This window comes from Rhodococcus sp. GA1 (assembly GCF_024321955.1).
Classification (GTDB): Bacteria; Actinomycetota; Actinomycetes; order Mycobacteriales; family Mycobacteriaceae; genus Rhodococcus; species Rhodococcus pyridinivorans.
In genome coordinates this window covers 2,831,149-2,853,170 of the sequence record NZ_CP097186.1, presented here as the reverse complement: position 1 = coordinate 2,853,170, position 22,022 = coordinate 2,831,149, and the positions used below count along the sequence as shown (strand labels likewise).

Below are 22,022 nucleotides of genomic sequence, written 5' to 3'. Positions count from 1 at the left end.
TATGGACCGGCATCTCACACCCGACCGATTCCTGGCGGCGTGGACCGCCGCGGGCGGCGACGAGTTCCCCTTCCCACTGCGTTATCGCACCTCAGCGATATGGGAGGACGAGCACGCCGCGAACCTCCAGGCCGCCCGCACGTGGCTGCACGAGACACCCGACCCTGCCCTCGACGACGCGATGCGGATCCTGCTGATCGGGGAGGTCGCGGTGGAGGTCTACGGCCGCTCCACCGACCCGGCCTACGAGGTCTTCGTCCGTGCCGCCGCGACCGGCGAGCAGGCCGTCCTCGCCCGTCAGGCGCCTGCCGCAGGCGACATCCGCATCACCACGACCACCGACCTCGCGGGTGCGATCCTCGGGCACCTTCCGGTCGTGGCAGCGGGCCGCGAACACGCACGCACCGCCTCGAGCCGCGACGTGCTCGAGCCCTCCGAGTTCGGCGCGGTCCGGCGCCCTGCGGGTGGTACGCACGCAGAGTCGTTGCGCCGGTTGCTGCGTCGCGAGCGCACGGCCACCGGCAGTATCCGCGTCCTGCGGTACTCGAATCCGGGGTACACGCCCGTCGCCGACATCGGCTGGTTCGACGTCGTGGGCGACGGCCGGTATCTCTTCGTCCCCGGTCCCGACCTCCGCGTCGCACCGGGCACCGTCGACGCTTTCGTCCGGGAACTGTCGGCGCAACTGTCCCGGATGCGCAGGCCCTCGCACGAGGGTCGGAGCGGCGTTCTGCGACGCCAGTGATCCCTTCCCGAAGCGGCCGTTCGTCTAGGCTGGCGACATGACGGACCGGGACCGCACACCCGACGGCAGGCCGCAGAACGCGCGTCCGCGCGACGCCCTGGGGCGTCCGTTGCCGCCGGGCGAAGAAGGCGTCGAACGTGTTCCCGAAGACCTCGATCTGGATGTCGAGGAGACCATCGCCGAAGGTCAGCGTCTCCTCGACCACGGTTTTCCGTTCCATGCCCACGAGGTCTTCGAGGCAATGTGGAAGAAGGCACCACCCGAGGAACGTCCCCTGTGGCAGGGCCTCGCCCAGCTCGCCGTGGGGCTGACCCACCTGCTCCGGGGAAACCCCACCGGCGCGGAGTCACTGTTGAAGCAGGGACAGGCGCGGGTGCGGCACTACGAGGACGAACCGCCGTACCGGCTCGACATCGACGGCCTGGCGAGTTGGGCCGATCATCTGCTCACCGAGATCGCTCGCGACGAACCGATCCCCGCTCCCCCGACCCCGCGCCTGAGGATGCCCTGATGCCGACACTGCCCATGTTCCCGCTCGGCACCGCGCTGCTTCCCGGGTCCGACCTGCCGTTGCGCATCTTCGAGCCGAGATACCAGCAACTCGTCCAGGACTGCACGGCATCGCCGGACGGCCCCCGCTTCGGAGTCGTCCTCATCGCCCGGGGACACGAGGTGGGCGGAGGCGAGCAGCGACACGACGTCGGCACCGTCGCGCGGATCATGGTCGACACCGAGGTCGGTGCAGGTCGCCGCGAACTCGAATGCATTGCAGAGGAACGCATTCGCGTCACCCGATGGTTGCCCGACGATCCCTACCCCATCGCCGAGGTGGAGCCCTGGCCCGACACCGATTCGGGGCCGGTGGATTTCGCCGCGATCACCGGACCGATGGGCCGATTGTACGGGGTGCTCGACCGCCTCACGGGTGGCCGTGCTCCGTTGCCTCCCGCCACCACCGAACTACCGGAGGATCCCGGGGCGCGACTGTTCGCGCTCGCCCGGTACGTACCGATGGGCGAAGCGGACCGGTACGCGGTTCTCGCCGCACCGGGTCCGGCCGAACGTATGGCCGTGCTGCTCGAAGCGATCTCTACCGCAGTCGATCTCGCGGAATGGAAGCTGAAGGGCTGAGACGCGTGCGCCCACCCGGTGAGTGGGAACATCGCTCCGCCGGTCTCGCGGTAGCGGGCTAGTAGGACTTTGTTAGGTTGGAAAGGTGTGGTGGCAGGTCGGGCAGGTACCGATCCAATAGGCCAGTGCGCGTTGGAGTTCGCGCACAATGCCGTAGAGGGTCAGTCCCGCCCAATCGCTTTTGGGTCGGTCAGTCGCAGGGTCGTCAGGAACAGGTGTGCGGCGGTGACGAGGGTGACGTGGTGGTGCCAGCCGAGCCAGGAGCGGCCCTCGAAATGGTCGAGGCCGAGACCGGTTTTCAGTTCCCGGTAGTCGTGTTCGATGCGCCAGCGGATCTTGGCCAGCCGCACCAACTCCGACAGCGGGGTGTCTTCGGGCAGGGTGGCCAGCCAGAAGTCGGTGGGCTGCGCCGCGCCCGCTGGCCATTCGGCGAGCAGCCACGCCTGCGGCAGGACACCGTTCTCGTCTCTGGGAATGGTGCGGTTGGCCGGGCGTATCCGCAGCGCCACGAACCGTGAGCGCATCGCCGCGGCCGGATTGGCCGGGCCGGTTCTGGTGCCGTGGCGCCAGGTGGCCTCGGTCAGTGCTTCGACGCCGGCTGCCTGGACGAGGTCTGTGCAGGTCGCCGCCGCCGGGTAGCGTCGGGTCGGTGGCCGGCCGCGGCCCGAGTATTCCGCGGTGGCCGGGACCGCATCACCCGGATGCGCGAGGGTCGCGCCCTTGACCGCCACGACATAGACCAGATCGCGGTCGGTCAGACCCTGCCGGAAGGTCGCCGAGTCGCCGTAGCCGGCGTCGGCGACGATCACCGGCGGGATCCGGCCCCACGAGGCGAGTTCGTCGAGCATCTCGAGGGCCATCACCGCCTTGGAGCGATACCGTTCCTCATCGGGAATCACGCTGCGCCGCCGGCGAGCGGTGATCGCCGCGGCCGTCTCCGGATCGTCGCAACGTTGATCGTCCCAGCTCTCGGGCAGATACAGCCGCCAATCCAGCGGTGCGGAGGCGGTATCGGTGGCGGCGTGCACACTGACGGCGACCTGGCAGTTCCCGACCTTGCCCAAGGTGCCGGAATACTGTCGGGCCACGCATGGTGAGGCGTCGCCGTCCTTGGCGAATCCGGTGTCGTCGATGACCCATGCCTCCGGTGCGATCAGATCACACGCTTTGCGGGACAGTGTTTTCCGGACCGGTATCGGATCCCATGGTGAGGTGGTGACGAACTGCTGCAGGCGTTGGTGATCGATCCCGAGCCGGTCGGCCATCGGTTGCATCGACTTGCGGCGCCCGTCGAGCATCAACCCCCGCGCATACACGCCGGCCGTCGCCCGCTGATCCTTGCGGTTGAGCGAGGAGAACACCTCGTCGACGAACACTGAGGTTGCCCCTTGAGAGTGGACACCAGAATTCATGCCGCGAATGTGAGCGTAGCCGATGCGGTCATTCGTCGTTCGAACTCGATCGGGGTCAGATAGCCCAGCGCGGAATGACGCCGCCGCCGGTTGTAGTACGACAACCACTCGAACAACTCCAGACGCGTTCGAGCTTTCGATGTCGGTCCCCGGCCGTGTAGCCATTCACGTTTCAGACTCTGGAAAAACGACTCCGCCAGAGCGTTGTCGTAACTCGACCCCACACGACCCCGACTCCGTCGAATCCCGTGTACAGCACAGAATTCCGAGAATGCGGTCGAGGTGTACTGCGCTCCGTGATCGCTGTGAAAAATCACTCCGTCCACGCTGCCACCACGGGAATCGACCGCCATCTGCAGTGCATCGGTGACCAGCTCGGTACGCATATGCTCGGCGATCGACCAGCCCACCACCCGACGCGAACAGATATCGATCACCGTCGCCAGATACAACCACGACGACCCCACCGGAATGTAGGTGATATCGCCGCACCACCGAGTGTCGAGTACCTCGGCGGTGAAGTCCCGTCCGATCAGATCGGGCACCGTCGCCGCCTGCGGATCGGGGATGGTGGTGCGCCGGCCACGTCGCAGATGCCGACCGACGATGCGGTGCTCACGCATCACCCGCGCCACTCGTTTGCGGTTGATGCACACCCCGAGTTCGCGCAGTTCGGCGTGGATGCAGGGAGCACCGTACCCGCCGCGATGCTCACTATGGATCCGGCGGATCTGTGCGACGGTGGCAGCTTCCTCGGCGGCACGCTCGGTGCGCGCATCGGCGGTGGCCAGGTGCCGGTAGTAGCCGGACCGGGACGCGCCGAGGACCCGGCACAGCCGCTGCACACCGAACTCGGCGCGATGAGCGGAGATGAAGTCCCAGCGGCAGGTCTTCACTTCATCTCCTGCGCGAAATAGGCCGCTGCCCGGCGCAGGATCTCCCGTTCGAGCTGCCACTCCTTCTCGGCGCTGCGCAGCCGAGTGTTCTCCGCTCGCAGGCGCGCCAACTCCTCGGCCGGGGTTTCGACGCCGGCTCCGCGGTCCGCCGAGCTTCGACCAGCCGCGTTGTCCTTGCGGACCCAGGTGCGCAGCGTTTCGCTGCTGATGCCCAGGTCCGCAGCCACTGCCGCGTAGGTGCGGGTACCGGCGGCCGCGCGATACAACGCGACCGCGTCCCGGCGGAACTCCTCCGGGTAGTGAGACTGGCGTCCCATGTGAGCATCCCTCCTGGTTCTTGTACGAACCATTGTCAGGGTGTCCACTCCCAGGGGGCATCCTCACACGTCGAGACGTTCACCGATATCGGTCAGGGCTGCGGCATCCACCTGGTCATCGTCTCGAGCATTTCGCCGAATCTCGAGTCCTCACACCAGAAGTGGTGAACCTAACAAAGTCCTACTAGGGTCCGGGACACCGTTCGTCCCCGACCGGAAGGCACCCGATGGACACCGTCGAACAACGGTTGGCCCGACTCGAAGCTCTCGAAGAGATCAGGATGCTCAAGCATCGCTACTTCCGGGCGTGCGACGCCAAGGACCCGGAGGCGATGCGTGCATGCTTCGTCGCGCACGGCGCCGACATCTACTACGGACCGGCGCTGGGCAGCTTCGACGATGCCGACGCCCTGGTCGACATCTACTCCCGGATCGCTCTGGAACGGGTCGACGACCGCTACGTCGTGCTCGACATGCATCACGGCATGCATCCGAGCATCCACCTGACCGGGTCCGACACCGCGACCGGCGCCTGGACGCTGCGATTTCGGCAGGTGGATCTGCGTGCGCGCACCGAACGGGTCGCCGCGCTCGACTACGACGACGACTACGTGGTCGAGAACGGCGAATGGAAGATCTCCCGCTGCCACGTGAAGGTGCTGTGGTCGATCCAGCGGGCTCTCACCGACGACGTGGAAGTGGTGCAGTGATGACAGAAACAAAGGTCGCGCTGGTCACCGGCGCGAGTCGCAGCGTCGGCAAGGGCATCGCGTGCGCGCTCGGCTCCGACGGCTGGACCGTCTATGTCACCGCCCGCGGCCGGGTCGGTGTCGACGGACCACTCGACCGCACCGCGGCGGAGGTCACCGAACGCGGGGGGCACGGCATCGCCGTGCAGTGCGACCACCGCGACGACGCGCAGATCCACGAACTCTTCCGCCGGATCGCCGACGAGCAGGACTCCCGCCTCGACCTGCTCGTCAACAACGTGTGGGCGTCACCGCCGGGGTTCGCCGGGTTCTCCGAACCGTTCTGGAAGCGTCCGATCAGCGACTGGGACAGCCTGATCGGCGTCGGTCTCCGCGCGCACTACGTCGCCTCCGTCGAAGCCGCGCAACTGATGGTGCCGCGCAACAGCGGGATGATCATCAATATCTCGTCGTTCGGCACCCGCGGCTACCTGCATTCGGTGCTGTACGGCATGTCGAAGGCCGGCCTGGACAAGATGGCCGCCGACATGGCCGTCGAACTCCGGGGCACCGGGGTGACCACCCTGTCGCTGTGGCCGGGGCTGGTGAAGAACGAGGCCATGCTCGCCCGCGGCATCGACAACTTCGAGGGCTTCTCGCTGGCCAACGCCGAGACACCGGAGTTCATCGGACGGGTGATCGTCGCGCTCGCGGCCGACCCCGAGGTGAACGCGCGCAGCGGTCGCACCCTCATCACCGCCGAAACCGCACTCGACTACGGCATCGTGGACGCCGAAGGCAACCAACCCGATTCACACCGGGACATCTTCGGGGGCGGGCCGTTGTTCTGACGACGACCGCGGCTGTCGGGAGGCGAAGCCAGGGGAGGTTGTGTGCGTCGGAACCGCGGAAGTCGCACACAACCTCCCCCTCGATTCGGCGGCCCGGACGAGGGGTGGTCAGAGCACCCTCGGAAGTCGTGTATGGTTGGACATGCAACGCGGGGTGGAGCAGCTCGGTAGCTCGCTGGGCTCATAACCCAGAGGTCGCAGGTTCGAATCCTGTCCCCGCTACCACCGACCGGCCCGGACTCACACGAGTCCGGGCCGGTTCTTTTGTGAATGCTCCTCGGTCTCGGTACGGCTCCCCCGGCCGCGCTCACCGAGTAGATTTCGCGGAAGAGTCTCTGCAGAGCGGGAGGGTGTGATGGCCAAGCGCGCAACCGTCGCCGATCGACCACGAACTCCCCGCTGGCTCCGGCCCACGATCGTCGGTGTTCTGCTGGCCGTCGCCTTCTATCAGATGTCGGGCTGGCTCTTCCACAATCTGAAGGGCTTCCTCGGCCTGCTGTTCCTGGCGTGGTTGTTCAGCATCACGATCGAACCGATCGTCGACCGCCTCGAACGGTTCGGGATGCGTCGCGGTGCCGGCACCGGCCTCGTGCTGTTCTCCCTGATCGCACTCACCATCGGGTTCTTCGCGGTGTTCGGCACGCTCCTGTTCGACCAGATCGCCCAGTTGCTCACCACACTTCCGGATGCGCTTACACGCATCACCGATTGGGCGAACCGCACCTTCGACACCAACTTCAAGACCGGGGACGAACTGTTCAAGATCACGCCCGATACGGTTCGCGATCTAGCACAACGGTTCACGCCCGGTGTCCTCGGCGTCCTCAGCACTCTGGTCGGTGCCCTGTTCCAGATCCTGACGATGCTGCTGTTCGTCTTCTACATGTCGGCCGAGGGGCCGAAGATGCGCCGGACGATCGCGAGCTGGTTCCCGGCCCGGCAGCAGCAGCTGATCGCGAACGTGTGGGAGACCTCGGTGGAGAAGGCCGGCGGCTATGTCGTCTCCCGGTTGATCCTCGCCGCCGCGGCGTCGATCTTCACCGGAATCTTCTTCCTCATCATCGGGGTTCCGTACTGGCTGCCCCTCGCGATCTGGACCGGGGTGGTCTCGCAGTTCATCCCCACCCTCGGCACCTATCTCGCGATCGGGCTCCCCGCGCTCATCGCCGCGGTGCAGCAACCGCTCGACGGCGTGTGGGTGATCGCCTTCGGCACGGTCTACCAGCAGATCGAGAACTATGTGCTGCACCCGCGCATCACGGCCCGCACGGTGTCGATCCACCCGGCGGTGGCGTTCGGTTCGGTGATCGTCGGCGCCACCCTGTTCGGCCCGGTGGGGGCTCTGGTGTCCGTGCCGGTGGTGGCGATCCTGCAGGCGCTGGCCGAGTCGTTCGGGCACCGCTACGAACTGATCCCGGAGGTGGGTGGAGAGGAACCGGAACCCGACGCCCCGGAGCTCACGGCAGACAACGACGACTACGACTGAGAGACGAGAGGGCCGGGCGTGAGATCTTCTCGCGCCCGGCCCCGTCGTCGTCCGATCAGACGATCAGCTTCGCCGCCGTCGCAGCGACGACGTCCTCGGTGGTCACACCGGGTGCCGTCTCGACGAGCTTCAGTCCCTCGTCGGTGACGTCGATGACCGCGAGGTCGGTGATGATGCGCTGCACGCATCCACGACCGGTGAGCGGCAGGACGCACTCCTCGAGGATCTTCGGGTCGCCCTTCTTGGTGACGTGATCCATCATCACGATGACGCGCTTGGCGCCGTGGACGAGGTCCATCGCGCCGCCCATGCCCTTGACCATCGCACCGGGCACCATCCAGTTGGCGATGTCGCCCTTGGCGGAGACCTGCATCGCGCCGAGGACGGCGACGTCGATCTGGCCGCCGCGGATCATGCCGAACGACTGCGCCGAGTCGAAGTACGACGCGCCGGGGATCGCGGTGATCGTCTCCTTGCCGGCGTTGATGAGCTCGGGGTCGAGTTCGTCCTCGGTCGGGTACGGGCCGACGCCGAGCACACCGTTCTCCGAGTGCAGGATGACCTCGACGCCGGATTCGAGGTAGTTCGGCACGAGGGTGGGCATGCCGATTCCGAGGTTGACGTACTGGCCGTCCTCGAGTTCCTTGGCGACGCGTGCCGCCATCTCCTCGCGGGTCAGCCCCTTCTTCGTTGCCTGTGTCATGAGCGCACCGTCCGGTTCTCGATGCCGACCTCGACGGGGCCGACGTGTACGACACGCTGCACGTGGATGCCGGGCGTGTGGATTTCGTTGGGGTCGAGTTCGCCGGGTTCGACGAGGTGCTCGACCTGCGCGATCGTGATGCGACCCGAGGCGGCGGCCGGCGGGTTGAAGTTGCGGGCGCTTGCTCGGTAGACGAGGTTGCCGTGGCGGTCGCCCTTCCAGGCGTGCACGAGCGCGTAATCGGCGACGATGCCGCGTTCGAGCACGTAGGTTTCGCCGTCGAACTCCCGGGTCTCCTTCGGCTGCGACGCGAGGGCGATGCCGCCGTGACCGTCGTAGCGCAGCGGGAGTCCGCCTTCCTCGACGGCCGTGCCGACGCCTGCCGGGGTGAAGAAGGCGGGGATGCCCGCACCACCGGCGCGCAGGCGCTCGGCGAGCGTGCCCTGCGGAGTGAGTTCGACTTCGAGTTCACCGGCGAGGTACTGGCGCGCGAACTCCTTGTTGGAGCCGACGTACGACGAGATGGTGCGGCGGATGCGGCCCTTCTCGAGCAGCAGGCCGAGCCCGAAGCCGTCGGTACCGCAGTTGTTGCTGACGGTCTCGAGGTCGGTGGCGCCCTGATCGAGCAACGCGTTGATGAGGATCTCGGGGATGCCGACCAGACCGAACCCTCCGACAGCGATCGTGACGCCGTCGGGGATGTCGGCTACGGCCTCGGCGGCGGAGGCAACGACTTTGTCCATGTGTGCCACGATACCCTCAGGTGTACGTCATGTGAACTCCCGTCCGCAATGCGAACAAATCCGCATAGGATCGTTGCAAGCGCAGAACGGCCGCACTAGCCTGTTCGCATAGCGTCCATCCGTCCACATAGCGAACGTTTCGGATCGGAGGTCCGTGTCCCCCTCATCCCCCGACCCCGGATATCGGGGTCCGCTGTTCGATCCCGTCTTCGGCGCGGACGAACTCGGCGTCGCCCTGTCGGATCGCGCGTGGATCGGTGCCCTGCTCGACGTGGAGGTCGCGCTGACCCGCGCGGCCGCCGCACTCGGCCGTGTCAAGAACACCCACGCCGACGCCGTCGCGACAGCCGCGGCCTCGCTCGCCGAAGAACTCGATCCCGCCGACCTCGGTCGACGGTCCGCGGCGGGGGGCAACGCCGTCATCCCCCTGGTCTCCCTGCTACGCGAGCGCGCCGACGCCCCTGCTCGCGCCGTGCACGTCGGCGCGACCAGCCAGGACGTGCTCGACACCGCGCTGATGCTGCTCGCCCGCCGCGCAGGAGGGATCGCCCTGGCGAACCTGCGCTCCGCAGCCGACGGCGCAGCCCGCCTCGCTGCCACCCATCGCGAGACACCGATGGTCGCGCGCACGCTCGGCCAGCAGGCACTGCCGACCACCTTCGGCGCGCTCGCCGCCGGCTGGCTCCTGTCCCTCGACGACGCCGCCGGCGCACTCGACCGCGTGTTGTCCGCCCTACCCGCCCAGTACGGCGGAGCCGCCGGCACGCTCGCCGCCGTCCATCCCGACGGTTTCGCGTTCGCCGACGCGGTCGCCGACCTGCTCGGGCTCGCGCGTCCCGTCGCGCCGTGGCACACCGCCCGCACCCCCGTCACGACCCTCGCGGGCACACTCGGTGTCGCCGCGGGCGCGGTCGCGAAACCCGCCACCGACGTCGTACTCATGGCGAGCACCGAGTTCGGTGAGGTGAGCGAGGATGCGCCCGGCGGTTCGTCGGCCATGCCGCACAAGCGCAATCCCGTCGCGGCGATCACCGCGCGCGCCGCTGCCCGGCGCGTTCCCGGTCTCGTCTCGACGATCCTGTCGTCGACCGACCACGAGTTCCAGCGGGCCGCCGGCGCCTGGCACGCCGAATGGGAGACCCTCGCCGACATCCTGCGCCTCACCGGCTGTGCCGCGCACCAACTCTCGACGAGCCTGAACGGTCTGCACGTCCACACCGACGCGCTCGACCGCAATCTCGCGCTCACCGGAGGGGCGATCCTCGCCGAGAAGGTCACGGCCGCACTCGCCGAACACACCGACGACGCCCGCTCGATCGTCACCGATGCGGCGGTCGCCGGTAGGTCGCTCGACGAGGATCCCGCCATCACCGCACATCTCGACCCGCAGGACGTGCGCGAACTTCTCGATCCCACGCGCTATCTCGGCCATGCCGCAGACATCGTCGATCGCGTTCTCGCCCGTCACGACAGCACGAACCGAACCACAGGAGATGCCCGATGACCGTCACGCTCAACTACGAACAGTACGGCGACCCCACGAAGCCGACCGTCCTGTTCCTCGGTTCGCTGGGTTCGGACCTGTCGATGTGGGGACCGCAGATCCACGCCCTGGCGACCGACTGGAACGTCGTCGCGGCCGACCATCGCGGGCACGGCGCATCGCCCGCGCCGTCCGGTCCCTACACGATCGAGGAACTCGCCGGTGACGTCGTCGCCCTGCTCGACTCGCTCGAACTCGGCGCCGTGCACTACGTCGGACTGTCGCTCGGCGGTGCCGTCGGGCAGTGGCTCGCGGCGCATCACCCCGAGCGCGTGCGCACGCTGACGCTGCTGTGCACCTCGCCGGCCTTCCAGCCCGCCCAGCCCTGGTACGACCGGGCGGCATCGGTCCGCAACGACGGCCTGGCCTCGATCGCCGATTCGATCGTCTCGCGGTGGTTCACTCCCGAACTGGCCGAACACGATCCGGAGCTCGTCGCCCGCCACGTCGAGATGGTGAAGGGCACCACCGACGAGGGCTACGCCGCGTGCTGCGAGGCACTGGCGACCTGGGACGGCCGTCCCGACCTCGCCCGGATCGTCGCGCCCACCCTGGTGATCGCCGGTGAGCAGGACCCCGCCACCCCGCCGTCGACGATGCAGCAACTGGCCGACGGAATCGCCGACTCCACCTTCCACGTCCTCTCCCCCGGCGCACACCTCGCCAACGTGGAGCAGGCAGGACGGGTCACGAAGCTGATCCGCGAGCACATCTCGTCGCGCGTCACGCCGTCCGCCGCACACCGCACCGCGGCGTTCGAGGAGGGTCTGCGGGTGCGCCGATCCGTCCTCGGTGACGCACACGTCGACCGGTCCATCGAGTCGGCCACCGAATTCACCCGGCCCTTCCAGGATTTCATCACCCGCACCGCGTGGGGAGACATCTGGGCGCGTCCGGGTCTGGACCACCGCACCCGCCGGCTGTTGACCCTCGCGATCCTCACCGCGGTCGGCAACGAGCACGAACTCGACATGCACATCCGTGCAGCCCTGCGCGCCGGGATCGATCCCGACGACCTCGTCGAGGTCTTTCTGCACACCGCAGTCTACGCGGGTGCCCCCAACAGCAACCGGGCATTCGCGCTCGGCAAGCAGGCACTCGCCGACACCGAGGGAGGTGCGGGCTCGTGAGCACTCCCGACGTCACCGCCCCCGAGGTCGTTCGCGAGAACCCCGGGGCGTCGCCCGATTACGTGCAGTCGCTGGCACGTGGCCTGTCGGTCATCAAGGCCTTCGGTGCGCACGCCCAGCGGCAGTCGCTCTCCGACGTCGCCCGCGCGACCGGACTCACCCGCGCTACTGCGCGCCGATTCCTGTTGACTCTCATCGAACTCGGTTACGTCCGCACCGACGGATCCCAGTTCTGGCTCACCCCACGGGTGCTCGAACTCGGCTACAGCTACCTGTCGGCACTGACGCTGCCGGAGGTCGCGCGACCCCATCTCGAGGCGCTCGCCGAGAAAGTCAAGGAATCGACCTCGGTGTCGGTGCTCGACGGCACCGACGTCGTCTACGTCGCACGAGTTCCCGTCAGCCGCATCATGACCGTCACCATCACCCTCGGCACCCGTTTCCCCGCCTACGCGACCTCCATGGGACGGGTACTGCTCGCCGGTTTGAACGACGACGAACTCGACGCCTACCTCTCGCGCGCCGAATTCGCTCCCATCACCGGCAACACCGTCACCACCGCCGAGGAATTGCGCGCCGAGATCGCCACGGTACGACGCAACGGATACTGCATCGTCGACCAGGAACTCGAGGAGGGCCTGCGCTCGCTCGCCGCGCCCATCCGCGATGCGTCGGGAACCGTTGTGGCGTCGGTGAACCTGTCGACCCACGCGGCCCGCTACCGGATGGAGACCGTGCACGACGAGCTCGTCCCGGCGTTGCTCGCCACCGCCGGAGCGATCTCCACCGATCTCGCCCGCACCCAGACCCACCAGTGAACAACCCCGATCGAGGTACATCATGACCGACGTAGTGATCTGCGAACCCCTGCGCACCCCGGTAGGTAGGTTCGGCGGCGTCCTGAAGGACATCGCCCCCGAGGATCTCGCGGCCACCGTCATCCGCGAACTCGTCGCCCGCACCGGTATCGCCGGTTCCGACATCGACGACGTCTTCCTCGGCCAGGCATCCCCCAACGGTGAGGCCCCCGCCCTCGGCCGCGTCGCCGCCCTCAACGCCGGCCTCGGGGTGGACGTTCCGGGCCTGCAGGTCGACCGTCGCTGCGGCTCGGGTCTGCAGGCGATCGTGCAGGCCGTCATGCAGGTGCAGACCGGCGCGAGCGATCTGATCCTCGCCGGCGGCGCCGAATCGATGAGCCAGGCCGAGTTCTACGCCACCGGCATGCGCTGGGGCGTCAAGGGCGAAGCCGTCGCTCTGTCCGATCGCCTGGCCCGTGCCCGCGTCACCGCCGGCGGACGCGACTTCCCTGTGCCCGGCGGCATGATCGAGACCGCCGAGAACCTGCGCGCCGAGTTCTCCATCAGCCGTGAGGACCAGGACGCCCTGGCCGTGCAGTCGCACCAGCGGGCCGTCGCCGCGCAGAAGAACGGTGTGTTCGCGCAGGAGATCGTGTCCGTGAGCGTGCCGCAGCGCAAGGGCGATCCGCTCGTCGTCGACACCGACGAGCACCCCCGCGCCGACACCTCGATGGAGACCCTCGCCAAGCTGCGCCCGATCCGCGGCAAGATCGACCCCGAGTCCACCGTCACCGCCGGCAACGCCAGCGGCCAGAACGACGGTGCCGCCCTCGCGATCGTCACCACCACAGAGAAGGCCGCGGCGCTGGGTCTGCGTCCGCTGGCCCGCCTCGCAAGCTGGGCGGTGGCCGGTGTGCCGCCGCGCACCATGGGCATCGGCCCGGTGCCCGCCAGCGAGAAGGCGCTCGGCCGCCTCGGACTGACGCTCGCCGACATGGACGTCATCGAACTCAACGAGGCGTTCGCCGCACAGGCCCTGGCCGTCACCCGCTCGTGGGGCATCGAGGCCGACGACTCGCGCCTGAATCCCAACGGCTCCGGCATCTCCCTCGGACATCCGGTGGGCGCGACCGGCGGACGCATCCTCGCCACCCTGCTGCGCGAACTCGATCGTCGTGAGGGTCGCTACGGACTCGAGACGATGTGCATCGGCGGCGGCCAGGGGCTCGCCGCTGTATTCGAACGCATCGCCTGACGTGACCTACGGTGCTCGCGACGCGATCCCCGTCGCGAGCACCGTACAGTCCGTACGCTCGTGATCATGAGCGACGTTCAGATAACTCCCCCGACCGAAGCCCCTGCTCCGCCCACGACACGAGCCCGGACCCTCGCGCGTTATCTGCTGGCCGCCTCACTCGTCTTCGCCGGACTGAGCCATCTCTTCTGGGCCCGCAAGGACTTCCAGGCGCAGGTGCCCGACTGGGTGCCGATGGACAAGGACGGCGTGGTCATGGCGTCCGGCGGTGTCGAGATCATGCTCGGCGCCGGACTCGCCGTGGCGAACCGCGACCGCGTCCGTGTCGGCCGCCTGGCCGCACTGTTCTTCGCCGCCGTCTTCCCGGGCAACATCGCCCAGTATCTCGGCAAGCGCAGCGCCTTCGGTCTCGACACCGACCGTAAGCGCCTGGTCCGCTTGTTCTTCCAGCCCGTGCTCGTCCTGTGGGCCCTGTGGTCCACCGGAACCCCCCGACGCTGACGCGGCCGGCGCCGGAGGGCGGACCTGGTGCCCGTTACTCCGGCGCGACCCGCACAAGCATCTTCCCGAAGTTCTTTCCTTCGAGCATGCCGATGAACGCCTCCGGGGCGTTCTCGAGTCCGTCGACGATGTCCTCGCGATACTGGAGCTTTCCGTCGCGGACCCATGCCGAGGCTTCACGCAGGAAGTCGCCGTACATCTCCTTCACGAACTCGCTCTGGATGAAGCCGCGGATCGTGAGGCTCTTGGTGAGGATCGAGTTGAACAGTCCCGGAAGACGGTCCTTGCGGTTGAGGTCAGCACCGTTGTACTGCGCGACCAGACCGCACACCGGGATTCGCGCATAGGTGTTGAGCAGCGGCCACACCGCTTCCTGGACGGGGCCGCCGACGTTCTCGAAGTACACGTCGATACCGTCGGGCACCGCCTCCGCCAGCTTGTCGGCGAAGTTCGGGTCGCGGTGGTCGATCGCCGCGTCGAAACCGAACTCGTCGATCAGTGCGCGGCACTTCTCCGGGCCGCCGGCGATACCGACCGCGCGGGCGCCCTTCAGCTTCGCGATCTGCCCCACCGCCGATCCCACGGGCCCGGTGGCGGCAGCGACGACGACGGTCTCACCCTTCTTCGGCTGCCCGATCTTCAGGAGCCCGGAATAGGCTGTGAAGCCGGGCATTCCGAGGACTCCCACAGCGGTGGAGATCGGTGCGGCCTGCGGATCGAGCTTACGAACGGTGGAGCCGTCGAGGACGGCGTGCGACTGCCAGCCGGCTCCGGCCAGCACGTAGTCGCCCGGCTCGAGGCCGTCGTACCGCGATTCGACGACCTGGCCCACCGTTCCGGCGACCATCACGTCCCCGAGTTCGACGTGCGCGGCATACGACTTCGCTGTGCTCATCCGACCGCGCATGTACGGGTCGAGGGACAGGTAGACGACGCGCAGGAGGATCTGGCCGTCGCCGACCTCGGGCAGATCCACCGTCTCGAGACGGAAGTTGTCGGCGGTGGGCGCCCCCTCCGGGCGCGATGCGAGAACGATGCGGGTGCTCTGACTCGTCGTGGCTTCACTCATGCCGACAGTGTGCCGCACGCGCTGGCGTCCTAAACGCCGCGCGGGAGCACCCCGGCAGGCACGATGCCGCGCCTGAGGTGGTCCCGATCAGGCGCTGTGCTGCACCTCGCCGCGCGGCACCTGGTAGTTCGAGAACAGCTGCGAGTGGATGACCTCGGTGAAGGACGGTCCGTCCTGCTCGACCCGGACAGGACGGCGAGTGGACGAAGCGGTGCGCGAAGCACCCATCTGTGACGTGGAGCGGATCGCCATGTCGATCTCCTCTCGGAAGGCGGGGAGAGGTGGCCACCGGCACCGTGCAGAAGGTGCAAATCGGGTGAGCGACCCCTTGGGAAATACATATACCCCGTCGATGCCCGATATGCACCTGTCGATTTCGGCGCGCCGCACACCGCCCCCGCCTGCAGCCCCAGGGGGTTACCCGTCGACCTCGTTGCCCTCGGAGGTCGGAAGCACCCGGATCGGCACACTCGTGGCCGAGTTCGATGCCCCCACCCAGCCGCTCAACGTCGCGGCCGGAACGCAGGCCCGCACGGCGATCGTGCGAGTACCTCCGGGCGGCAGGTGGAACCAGGAATCCTGCAGGTCACCGCCGGTGATGTCGAGATGCACGTACTGTGCCGCACCCTCGGTCCGCACCTCCACACTCCACCCGTCCGGGACGGGTCGAGCGGTCGCCGCGAGACCGATCCCGCGCTCGACGGGACGTGCCGGACCACCCACGAGATACACCGACTCCGCCAACACTGCGCCGGTGTGGTCGACCAGTCGGGCGGTCGCCGTGTCGAAAGTGCGCGGCCCGAATCGATACGCAAAATTGACATCGGTGAAACCGCCCGTCACCGCGGCCCACGAGAACACCCGGGTCTCGTGCGGTTCGAGACGCAGCGGCACCGACACGTCCACCGGTACCGCACCGGAGGGCGTATGGGCCTGCAACTGCAGCGTGACGTCGAGGATCTCGGCGGTGTCGTTGATCGCGTCCACGCGCAGGCCGTCGAGCCCGTCGTCGGTGAGGAGCACGGTGACGGGGGCGAACACCCGTGCCAGGACCCACCACGGCGCCTTCGGGTTCCCGTCGGCGTCGAGCACGCCCCACCCGGCACCCGGCTGCAGGTCGCGGGCGGACAGGATCAGGGCACCGCGACATCCTGATCCGGATCGTCGCCAGTACTGCAGTACCTCGGTGAACGCTTCGCAGATCGCTGCCCGTCCGAGCGCGAGATATCGCGTGGGGTCCACCCACCGCACCTCGGCGGGGTCGACCCCGAAGATCGTGCGCACATAGTGGTCTCGCACGTCCTCGAAGTCCCACGACGCCCCGTTGTCGCGCGGCACAGCCGCCTTCCATCGTGGATGGTGACCCGCGACATTCACACTGCCGAACTCGGCCTCGATCGCCATGTCGGAAGGCGGAATCGAGAACGCGAGGCATTCGGCGGCGAAGCGCACGCCGGCGGCACGCACGTCGCCGAGGGGACGGCGGTAACCCCCGACACCGAAGTAGTGCGCCACACCCGAACCCACTGCGATCGGCAGTACGTCGCTGCGCGGGGGCGCGGATGGTGACGACGACACCCACACCGTGCCCGGTAGCTCACGGTCGACGATTGCGGGCAACCAGTCGTCGATCGCCGGGATGGATGCCTCCATCAGTCCGAGCATGGCAGGTTGCTGCTCGGTCTCGCTGCCCCCACACATCACCACGGGTGCCGGGTTCCCGCCCCATCGGCGCGCCAGCGCACGGATCTCGTCCTCGAGCAGCGAGCGGAAGTGCGGGTCGTCGGGCGGGTCGGTGGTGGCGAGCATGACGTCCTGCCACACCATGATGCCCAGTTCCGCACACGCCGAGTAGAACTCGTCGTCCTCGTAGACCATCGTGCCGGGGATGCGGATCGTGTCCACGCCCGCCGACACGCAGCGTTCGAGGATGCGCCGGGTTGCGCTCGGGTCGTTCAGCGAGATCGGATCGGTCGGTGTCCACACCAGGCCGCGGCAGAAGACGTCGACGTCATTGATCCGTAAGCCGAACCCGTCGCCCGGTGAGCGCTCGACCGACCGGAATCCGATGTTCCCCAGCGTGATTCGTTTCCCATCCAAAATCAGATGTGCGGCGTACAGGTGGGGGGCGCCGTAGGTGTGCGGCCACCACCGTTCCACCTCGGGGAGCGTCACCTGCATGTGCACGCGTGCTGTCCCGTCCGGCCCGTATTCGGGTCGGACGTGCGCCGTCGCCCCTCCGATCTCCACAGTCACCTCGGGGACGGCGGTGCCGGCCAGCACGAGATCGGCGTCGACGATCCCGTCGGATCCCCGCAGAGCTGTCCGTATCCCACGTTCCAGCACAACGGGCTCACCGGAATCGACGAGACGCACGGGACGCCACGGACCGACCGACGCCGGAGCCCCCGCGTACACCGGGGCTCGCCCGAGCATGGTGGTGCGGAACCACCGCAATCCTTGGGCCGACACGAGCGACGAACGCCACCGTCCGCGTGGCCGACGCTTGCGGAGAGCAGCGTCGAGCGAGGCGCACCGGACCGCGATCCGCATCGTCGACGGCAGGTAGCCGAGGACGACGGTCAGCGGCACGAACATCGATTCCGACGTCGCGACGAGTGTGCCGTCGACCCACACGTCCGCGAGTGTCGCGAGCCCGTCGAAGGTCAGACGCCACGGTCCGTCGCCGGACACCTCGACGTCGGTGACGAACCACCAGTCGTCGCTGTCGGGAGACGACACCCTGGCCGCCGCGACTCCCTCGGATTCCCGGATCGCGCCTGCCGCCGTCCCGGGTATACGGACCGGCAGCCAAGGACCGTCCGCCGGAAAGTCACCGGGGTGCTCGACTGCCCCGGGAGCGGCACGGAGACAACACCATCGCGCATCGTGCAGGAGATCCATGTGCGTCGAATCCTGTCACCGCACCCCGGCGGCGCGGACGACGGTCGCCATGGCGTCCTCCCAGGCAGCGGCCATCGCTATCAGCTGGTCGCCGGGGTCGACATTGCGGCCGCGTGCCGCACGCGCCATCCGGAACTGCACGCTCTTCGCGCCCTCGGCGACCGCGCGGAATCCGTCGGCTGCGGCAGCCGCACCGGGATATCCGCGACCGTCCATGTAGACGCTGACGTCCGCGGCAAGTTCGGCGGTGGCACCGCACTGACGGAGCACCCCGAACGTCCACGGATGGAAGACGTCCATCCCTCCGGTGCGAATCGGGTCGATGTCGGCGAGCACCCGCTCGCCGAGCTCGCGCACCGGATTCGAGCCGGCGCGCATGCGCAGGTGCCGGAGCACCACGGTGTCGAAGGCGTCGCACTGCGGTTGTGCCGCGTCGAGGCGCACCTGTTCGAGATAGGGAGGCCAGGTGGGTACCGGCTCGTCGAGGCCGAAGACTCCGCGGAAGTCCTCACCGGTGAGAACGTGATAGCCGCTGTTGTGGAAATACTCGAGCGTCCCGCTGTCGCGATCGATGAGATTGGGCACGATCGTCGTCTTCGAACGACTCTCCCGGTAACCGGTTCCCTCGGTGTCGGGCAACCAGAAGGCGTCCACCTCGATCGTCGACAGCAGTCCGGCGGCGGCATTGTCCTCGAGGTGATCCACGGGGCGGCGCCAGACGTTCATCTCCGCGACGTCGATCCCGTACAGCGCCAACAGATCCTCGGGGCGGAACTTGGGGAAGGTCCATTGGGCGCCGTCGAACCGGGCCGAGAACGCGCACGCGGCAGCGGGGACCGGATCGTGGCCGAGCGAATGCAGCACCTCTACCCACAGGTCGACGTAGCAGTTGGTCTCGGTCCAGATCCGGTCGGCAGCGTGCACGAAGTGCGGCGAGTACCCGTCGACGCGGACGTCGATGAGCCGATCGCTCACGGGAACAGCCTGTCGCGTACCGGTGCGGGCCAGCGGTCGACGTCGAGTCCGTGGGTCCGTAACAGCGCCAGGGCGATCCGCTCCATTCCGAATCCGACGCACGCGCTGTGCGCGACTTCGCCGTCGGCAGTGCGGATCTCGAAGGTCTCGCCGAAGTGCTCGCGGTGGCAATTGCACGAGACCACGGCGGTGCCGTCGTCGAGGTCGCCGTAGAGCCGGACCGTCAGCTCGGTCTTGAGGTTCTCGATGCGCTGGTTGACGGCCAGCATGCGCCCGGCCCGCCCGAAGAACGGGTCGTTGGCAGGTACAGCGGTCGCGTCGAGGCCCAGCGAGTCGAGCACCTCGAGTCCTCGCTCCACCCAGGAATCACGGTGCTGCGCAGCGTCGTTCTCGGTACCGATACGCACGAACTCGTGCATCCGGAAGGCCTGCATGCGAGCGGGGTCGACGGCCGGCTCGTGCCGGAAGCAGTAACCGAGAACGTCGAGCAGTTCACCGCCCTCACGCAGCGTACCGGTGTACCGCGAGTAGGCGGGATGGCATGCGGCGGAGACGAGCACGGTGTCGGCGGGTTCGAGCCACGGATCCCACGCCTCGCCCTTCGACCGCGCGGCGAGCAGTTCGGCGTGCTCGGCGTTGCTGCCCGCAAAGGTGTTCACCGCTCCGGTCAGGTGCGGGAATGAGGCGATGTAGTCGGTGCGCTCGAAACTCGTCCGCGGGAAGACCGGCGGGAAGCGCAGGCGCGTCGCGGCCCGGCCCGGACCTGCCGCGACCACCACGCGGTCGATGCCGTCGACGATGTCCTCGAAGACACCCGACCGACCGTAGAGGCCGGGAACACCGGTCTCCACGAGCAGTTCGGCCTCGAGCAACTGCTGCTGGAAGTCGAGGCGGGCACGCTCGAGCTCGGACAGCTCGTCGGTTGCGGTGCTGGCAATGGCTGTACTTGTCACAGCGTCCCCCGGTAGGCGATCGACAATTGGGCCGAGTTGTTCATGATGCGGTCGTTGTTGACCATCACGGCGGCACCGTGCGCGTCGCGCAGGTGGCGGCCGAGTGAGTACTGCGAATCCTCGCGGTATCCGGCGATCCCGCAGATGAGCATCGCGCGGTTCACCAGATCCACGACGAGCGTGGACGCAGTGACCTTGAGGTTGTTCATGGCGAGCGAGAAACCCATGCCCGACATCGATTCCTCCTGCGCCGACGCGGCGGCGTCGAACCGGGCGGCGGACGCGGCGACGAGATCGGAGAACTGCTGGTGCACGGCGGCCGCTTCGGCGAGTCGCAGCGCACCGGGCGGGGTGACCCCCGGGCTGCGGCGGGCCGCCGAACGCACGAACGAGCGGGCCTTCTCCAGCGCCGCGTCGGCGATTCCGAGCCACACCGCCGACCACACACTGTGTGAGACGGGAAGCATGGTGCGCGAGGAGATCTCGGCGTAGGCCGTGCCGACCACGAGATCGGCGGACGTCGTGGCGGTGAGGACGAATCCGGGGCTGCACGTGCCGCGCAGCCCGAGGGTGTCCCAGCTGCCGGTGGGTTCGAGGGTCACGTCGTCGCGTCGGCACACGACGAGCACCTGGTCGCTGGGCGGGCTGTCGGCGGTGCGACGCGCGGTCACCAGGATCGCGTCGGCGTACTCGCCGTACGAGATGACCGGCGCGTTCTTCGTCAGCGTGACGGTGTCGCCGTCGCGGGCCACGGCGCAGACGCTGCTGCGCACGTCGCCACCGGTGCCGAGTTCGGTGGTCGCCGAAGCGATCAGGTAATCGTTCGCCACCGCTTCGGCGACGAAGGTGGCCACACCGGGAGTGGAGTGATGCACCAGCGACAGGATCTGCGTCTGGTGCATCGCGAAGATCATCGCGGTGGAGGCGCAGTACCGGCCGAGGATTCGGGCGACGGCGCACAGCTCACCGAGGGATGCTCCCTCCCCACCCTGATCGACGGGGACGGCGCAGTTCAGCAGCTTGTGGGTGCGCAGCGCGTCGACTGCCTCGTGCGGGAACCGTCCCTCACGATCCACCGCGGCGGCCGCGGGGCCGGCGCTCTCGCGTCCGACGAGTTCGGCACGGGCGAGCAGCGACAGCCCGGCCTTCTCCGCGACGGTGAGGGGCGCGGACGTCGACGTCACGCGACGCCCAGTTCCGTCAACGCCGACCTGATGGCGCCGACGCTCGCGAAGGTGCTCTTGCGCAGCAGTTCGTCGGGGAATTCCACGTCGAAGGCGTCTTCGAGGGCGAGCATCACGTTCACGCTGGCGTGCGATGTCAGGCCGAGCTCGTAGAGGTCGGCGGCGGGGTCGAGCGCCGTGCTGTCGACCGACAGCTTCGCGTGCTCACCGAGGACCTTGCGGATCACCTGCTCCGTCATGGGTGTTCTCCAGTTTCTGCTTCGTCGACGCGGGTCGCCACGACCGTCGCGATGGCGTATTCGGACTCGTGGGAGATCGAGACCTGTATGTCGGTCACCTGTTCATCTCGCGCCAGGGCGGCCGCGTTACCGGCCAGTACGACAGCGCATCCGCCCCAGTCCGCGCGGCGGATTTCGATGGCCTGCCAGGGAACCGCGTGCTCGCGCGGACGCAGGACCTTCATGACGGCTTCTTTCGCGGCGAAGCGCGCCGCGAGGCGTTGGGCGCGCCCCGGTCCGGTGCATACGTCCAGCTCGTGCGGGGTGAACACACGCTGCAGGTAGCGGTCGCCGAACCGGTCGATGCTCGACGCGATGTCTCGGACGGTGACGACATCGCAGCCGACACGTGTCGTCGCGACGCGGGGGCCGCTGCCATCGTTCATGGTCACTCCTCGGGATGCGCTGCACACGGTAGCCGCAGGTCGGCCGATGTACACCAGCCGAACGTCTCTGGCTT

General features: G+C 68.1%; 23 protein-coding genes and 1 tRNA gene. 12 read left to right on the top strand and 12 right to left on the bottom strand.

The genetic code is table 11. The features are described from left to right. Position 1: 1 nt before the first annotated feature. From M3330_RS13530 to M3330_RS13520, 3 genes are read left to right on the top strand one after another with little or no spacing between them, the layout of a single operon-like run. Positions 2-745, top strand: a complete 744-nt coding sequence (locus M3330_RS13530; protein WP_039584226.1) for an ESX secretion-associated protein EspG — start codon at positions 2-4, stop codon at positions 743-745. A 37-nt stretch (positions 746-782) separates the two neighbouring features. Continuing rightward, positions 783-1,256, top strand: a complete 474-nt coding sequence (locus M3330_RS13525) for a DUF309 domain-containing protein (protein WP_006553195.1) — start codon at positions 783-785, stop codon at positions 1,254-1,256. Continuing rightward, positions 1,256-1,876 carry an LON peptidase substrate-binding domain-containing protein gene (locus M3330_RS13520; RefSeq protein WP_064852561.1) on the top strand — a complete coding sequence of 207 codons (621 nt, stop codon included), beginning with the start codon at positions 1,256-1,258 and terminating at the stop codon, positions 1,874-1,876. Before M3330_RS13525 ends, M3330_RS13520 begins: the two co-directional genes overlap by 1 nt. Before the next feature lie 161 nt (positions 1,877-2,037). On the opposite strand, the gene M3330_RS13515 is transcribed toward M3330_RS13520, so the two are convergent. Both M3330_RS13515 and M3330_RS13510 read right to left on the bottom strand, forming a co-directional pair. Next, a complete protein-coding gene (locus tag M3330_RS13515) occupies positions 2,038-3,288 on the bottom strand; it encodes an IS701 family transposase (protein ID WP_255024928.1) in 1,251 nt (416 codons plus the stop codon). Beyond that, positions 3,285-4,501, bottom strand: a protein-coding gene (locus M3330_RS13510; RefSeq protein WP_255024927.1) for an IS3 family transposase whose coding sequence is annotated in 2 segments (ribosomal slippage) — positions 3,285-4,249 and positions 4,249-4,501 — 1,218 coding nt in all. Because the reading frame shifts where the segments join, the coding sequence is not laid out codon by codon here. The genes M3330_RS13515 and M3330_RS13510 overlap by 4 nt, the downstream gene beginning before the upstream one ends. Positions 4,502-4,728: 227 nt before the next feature. On the opposite strand from M3330_RS13510, the gene M3330_RS13505 reads away from it, so the two are divergent. From M3330_RS13505 to M3330_RS13490, 4 genes are all read left to right on the top strand, one after another. Further along, positions 4,729-5,211, top strand: a complete 483-nt coding sequence (locus tag M3330_RS13505) for a nuclear transport factor 2 family protein (RefSeq protein WP_024102330.1) — start codon at positions 4,729-4,731, stop codon at positions 5,209-5,211. Beyond that, positions 5,211-6,041, top strand: a complete 831-nt coding sequence (locus M3330_RS13500; protein ID WP_255024926.1) for an SDR family NAD(P)-dependent oxidoreductase — start codon at positions 5,211-5,213, stop codon at positions 6,039-6,041. Before M3330_RS13505 ends, M3330_RS13500 begins: the two co-directional genes overlap by 1 nt. 148 nt (positions 6,042-6,189) lie before the next feature. Continuing rightward, positions 6,190-6,266, top strand: a tRNA-Met gene (locus M3330_RS13495). 130 nt (positions 6,267-6,396) lie between these two features. Further along, entirely contained in the window at positions 6,397-7,527 is a 1,131-nt protein-coding gene (locus M3330_RS13490; RefSeq protein ID WP_019288228.1) for an AI-2E family transporter, read from the top strand. Positions 7,528-7,582: 55 nt separating this feature from the next. On the opposite strand, the gene M3330_RS13485 is transcribed toward M3330_RS13490, so the two are convergent. Both M3330_RS13485 and M3330_RS13480 read right to left on the bottom strand, forming a co-directional pair. Continuing rightward, complete coding sequence (locus M3330_RS13485; protein ID WP_019288227.1) at positions 7,583-8,230, bottom strand: CoA transferase subunit B; 648 nt, start codon at positions 8,228-8,230, stop codon at positions 7,583-7,585. Beyond that, positions 8,227-8,973, bottom strand: a complete 747-nt coding sequence (locus M3330_RS13480; RefSeq protein WP_006553189.1) for a CoA transferase subunit A — start codon at positions 8,971-8,973, stop codon at positions 8,227-8,229. Before M3330_RS13480 ends, M3330_RS13485 begins: the two co-directional genes overlap by 4 nt. Positions 8,974-9,127: 154 nt before the next feature. On the opposite strand from M3330_RS13480, the gene pcaB reads away from it, so the two are divergent. The 5 genes from pcaB to M3330_RS13455 all read left to right on the top strand — a co-directional run bounded on the left by pcaB (position 9,128) and on the right by M3330_RS13455 (position 14,199). Next, entirely contained in the window at positions 9,128-10,477 is a 1,350-nt protein-coding gene (gene pcaB / locus M3330_RS13475) for a 3-carboxy-cis,cis-muconate cycloisomerase (protein WP_255024925.1), read from the top strand. After that, complete coding sequence (gene pcaD, locus M3330_RS13470) at positions 10,474-11,646, top strand: 3-oxoadipate enol-lactonase (RefSeq protein ID WP_219129588.1); 1,173 nt, start codon at positions 10,474-10,476, stop codon at positions 11,644-11,646. Before pcaB ends, pcaD begins: the two co-directional genes overlap by 4 nt. Further along, positions 11,643-12,464 (top strand): IclR family transcriptional regulator C-terminal domain-containing protein, encoded by an 822-nt coding sequence (locus M3330_RS13465; RefSeq protein ID WP_219129589.1) that lies wholly within the window; start codon positions 11,643-11,645, stop codon positions 12,462-12,464. Before pcaD ends, M3330_RS13465 begins: the two co-directional genes overlap by 4 nt. A 22-nt stretch (positions 12,465-12,486) precedes the next feature. Beyond that, positions 12,487-13,698, top strand: coding sequence for an acetyl-CoA C-acetyltransferase (locus tag M3330_RS13460; protein ID WP_219129590.1), 1,212 nt, complete (start codon positions 12,487-12,489; stop codon positions 13,696-13,698). 66 nt (positions 13,699-13,764) lie between these two features. Continuing rightward, a complete protein-coding gene (locus M3330_RS13455) occupies positions 13,765-14,199 on the top strand; it encodes a hypothetical protein (protein WP_255024924.1) in 435 nt (144 codons plus the stop codon). Positions 14,200-14,233: 34 nt separating this feature from the next. On the opposite strand, the gene M3330_RS13450 is transcribed toward M3330_RS13455, so the two are convergent. The 8 genes from M3330_RS13450 to acpS form a co-directional block, all read right to left on the bottom strand. Continuing rightward, on the bottom strand, positions 14,234-15,268 hold the full coding sequence (locus M3330_RS13450; RefSeq protein WP_024102335.1) for an NADP-dependent oxidoreductase: 1,035 nt from the start codon (positions 15,266-15,268) through the stop codon (positions 14,234-14,236). An 87-nt stretch (positions 15,269-15,355) separates the two neighbouring features. Next, positions 15,356-15,520 carry a hypothetical protein gene (locus M3330_RS13445; RefSeq protein ID WP_169823814.1) on the bottom strand — a complete coding sequence of 55 codons (165 nt, stop codon included), beginning with the start codon at positions 15,518-15,520 and terminating at the stop codon, positions 15,356-15,358. Positions 15,521-15,685: 165 nt separating this feature from the next. Continuing rightward, a complete protein-coding gene (locus M3330_RS13440) occupies positions 15,686-18,010 on the bottom strand; it encodes a glycoside hydrolase family 2 protein (protein WP_255024923.1) in 2,325 nt (774 codons plus the stop codon). 177 nt (positions 18,011-18,187) lie between these two features. Further along, on the bottom strand, positions 18,188-19,147 hold the full coding sequence (locus M3330_RS13435) for a DUF1839 family protein (RefSeq protein WP_255024922.1): 960 nt from the start codon (positions 19,145-19,147) through the stop codon (positions 18,188-18,190). After that, positions 19,144-20,100 carry an amino acid--[acyl-carrier-protein] ligase gene (locus tag M3330_RS13430; protein ID WP_064256452.1) on the bottom strand — a complete coding sequence of 319 codons (957 nt, stop codon included), beginning with the start codon at positions 20,098-20,100 and terminating at the stop codon, positions 19,144-19,146. Before M3330_RS13430 ends, M3330_RS13435 begins: the two co-directional genes overlap by 4 nt. Next, positions 20,097-21,284, bottom strand: coding sequence for an acyl-CoA dehydrogenase family protein (locus M3330_RS13425; RefSeq protein ID WP_248690812.1), 1,188 nt, complete (start codon positions 21,282-21,284; stop codon positions 20,097-20,099). The genes M3330_RS13430 and M3330_RS13425 overlap by 4 nt, the downstream gene beginning before the upstream one ends. Then, entirely contained in the window at positions 21,281-21,523 is a 243-nt protein-coding gene (locus tag M3330_RS13420; RefSeq protein WP_024102340.1) for an acyl carrier protein, read from the bottom strand. The genes M3330_RS13425 and M3330_RS13420 overlap by 4 nt, the downstream gene beginning before the upstream one ends. Continuing rightward, positions 21,520-21,948, bottom strand: a complete 429-nt coding sequence (gene acpS, locus M3330_RS13415; RefSeq protein WP_033097557.1) for a holo-ACP synthase — start codon at positions 21,946-21,948, stop codon at positions 21,520-21,522. Before acpS ends, M3330_RS13420 begins: the two co-directional genes overlap by 4 nt. Positions 21,949-22,022 lie beyond the last annotated feature (74 nt).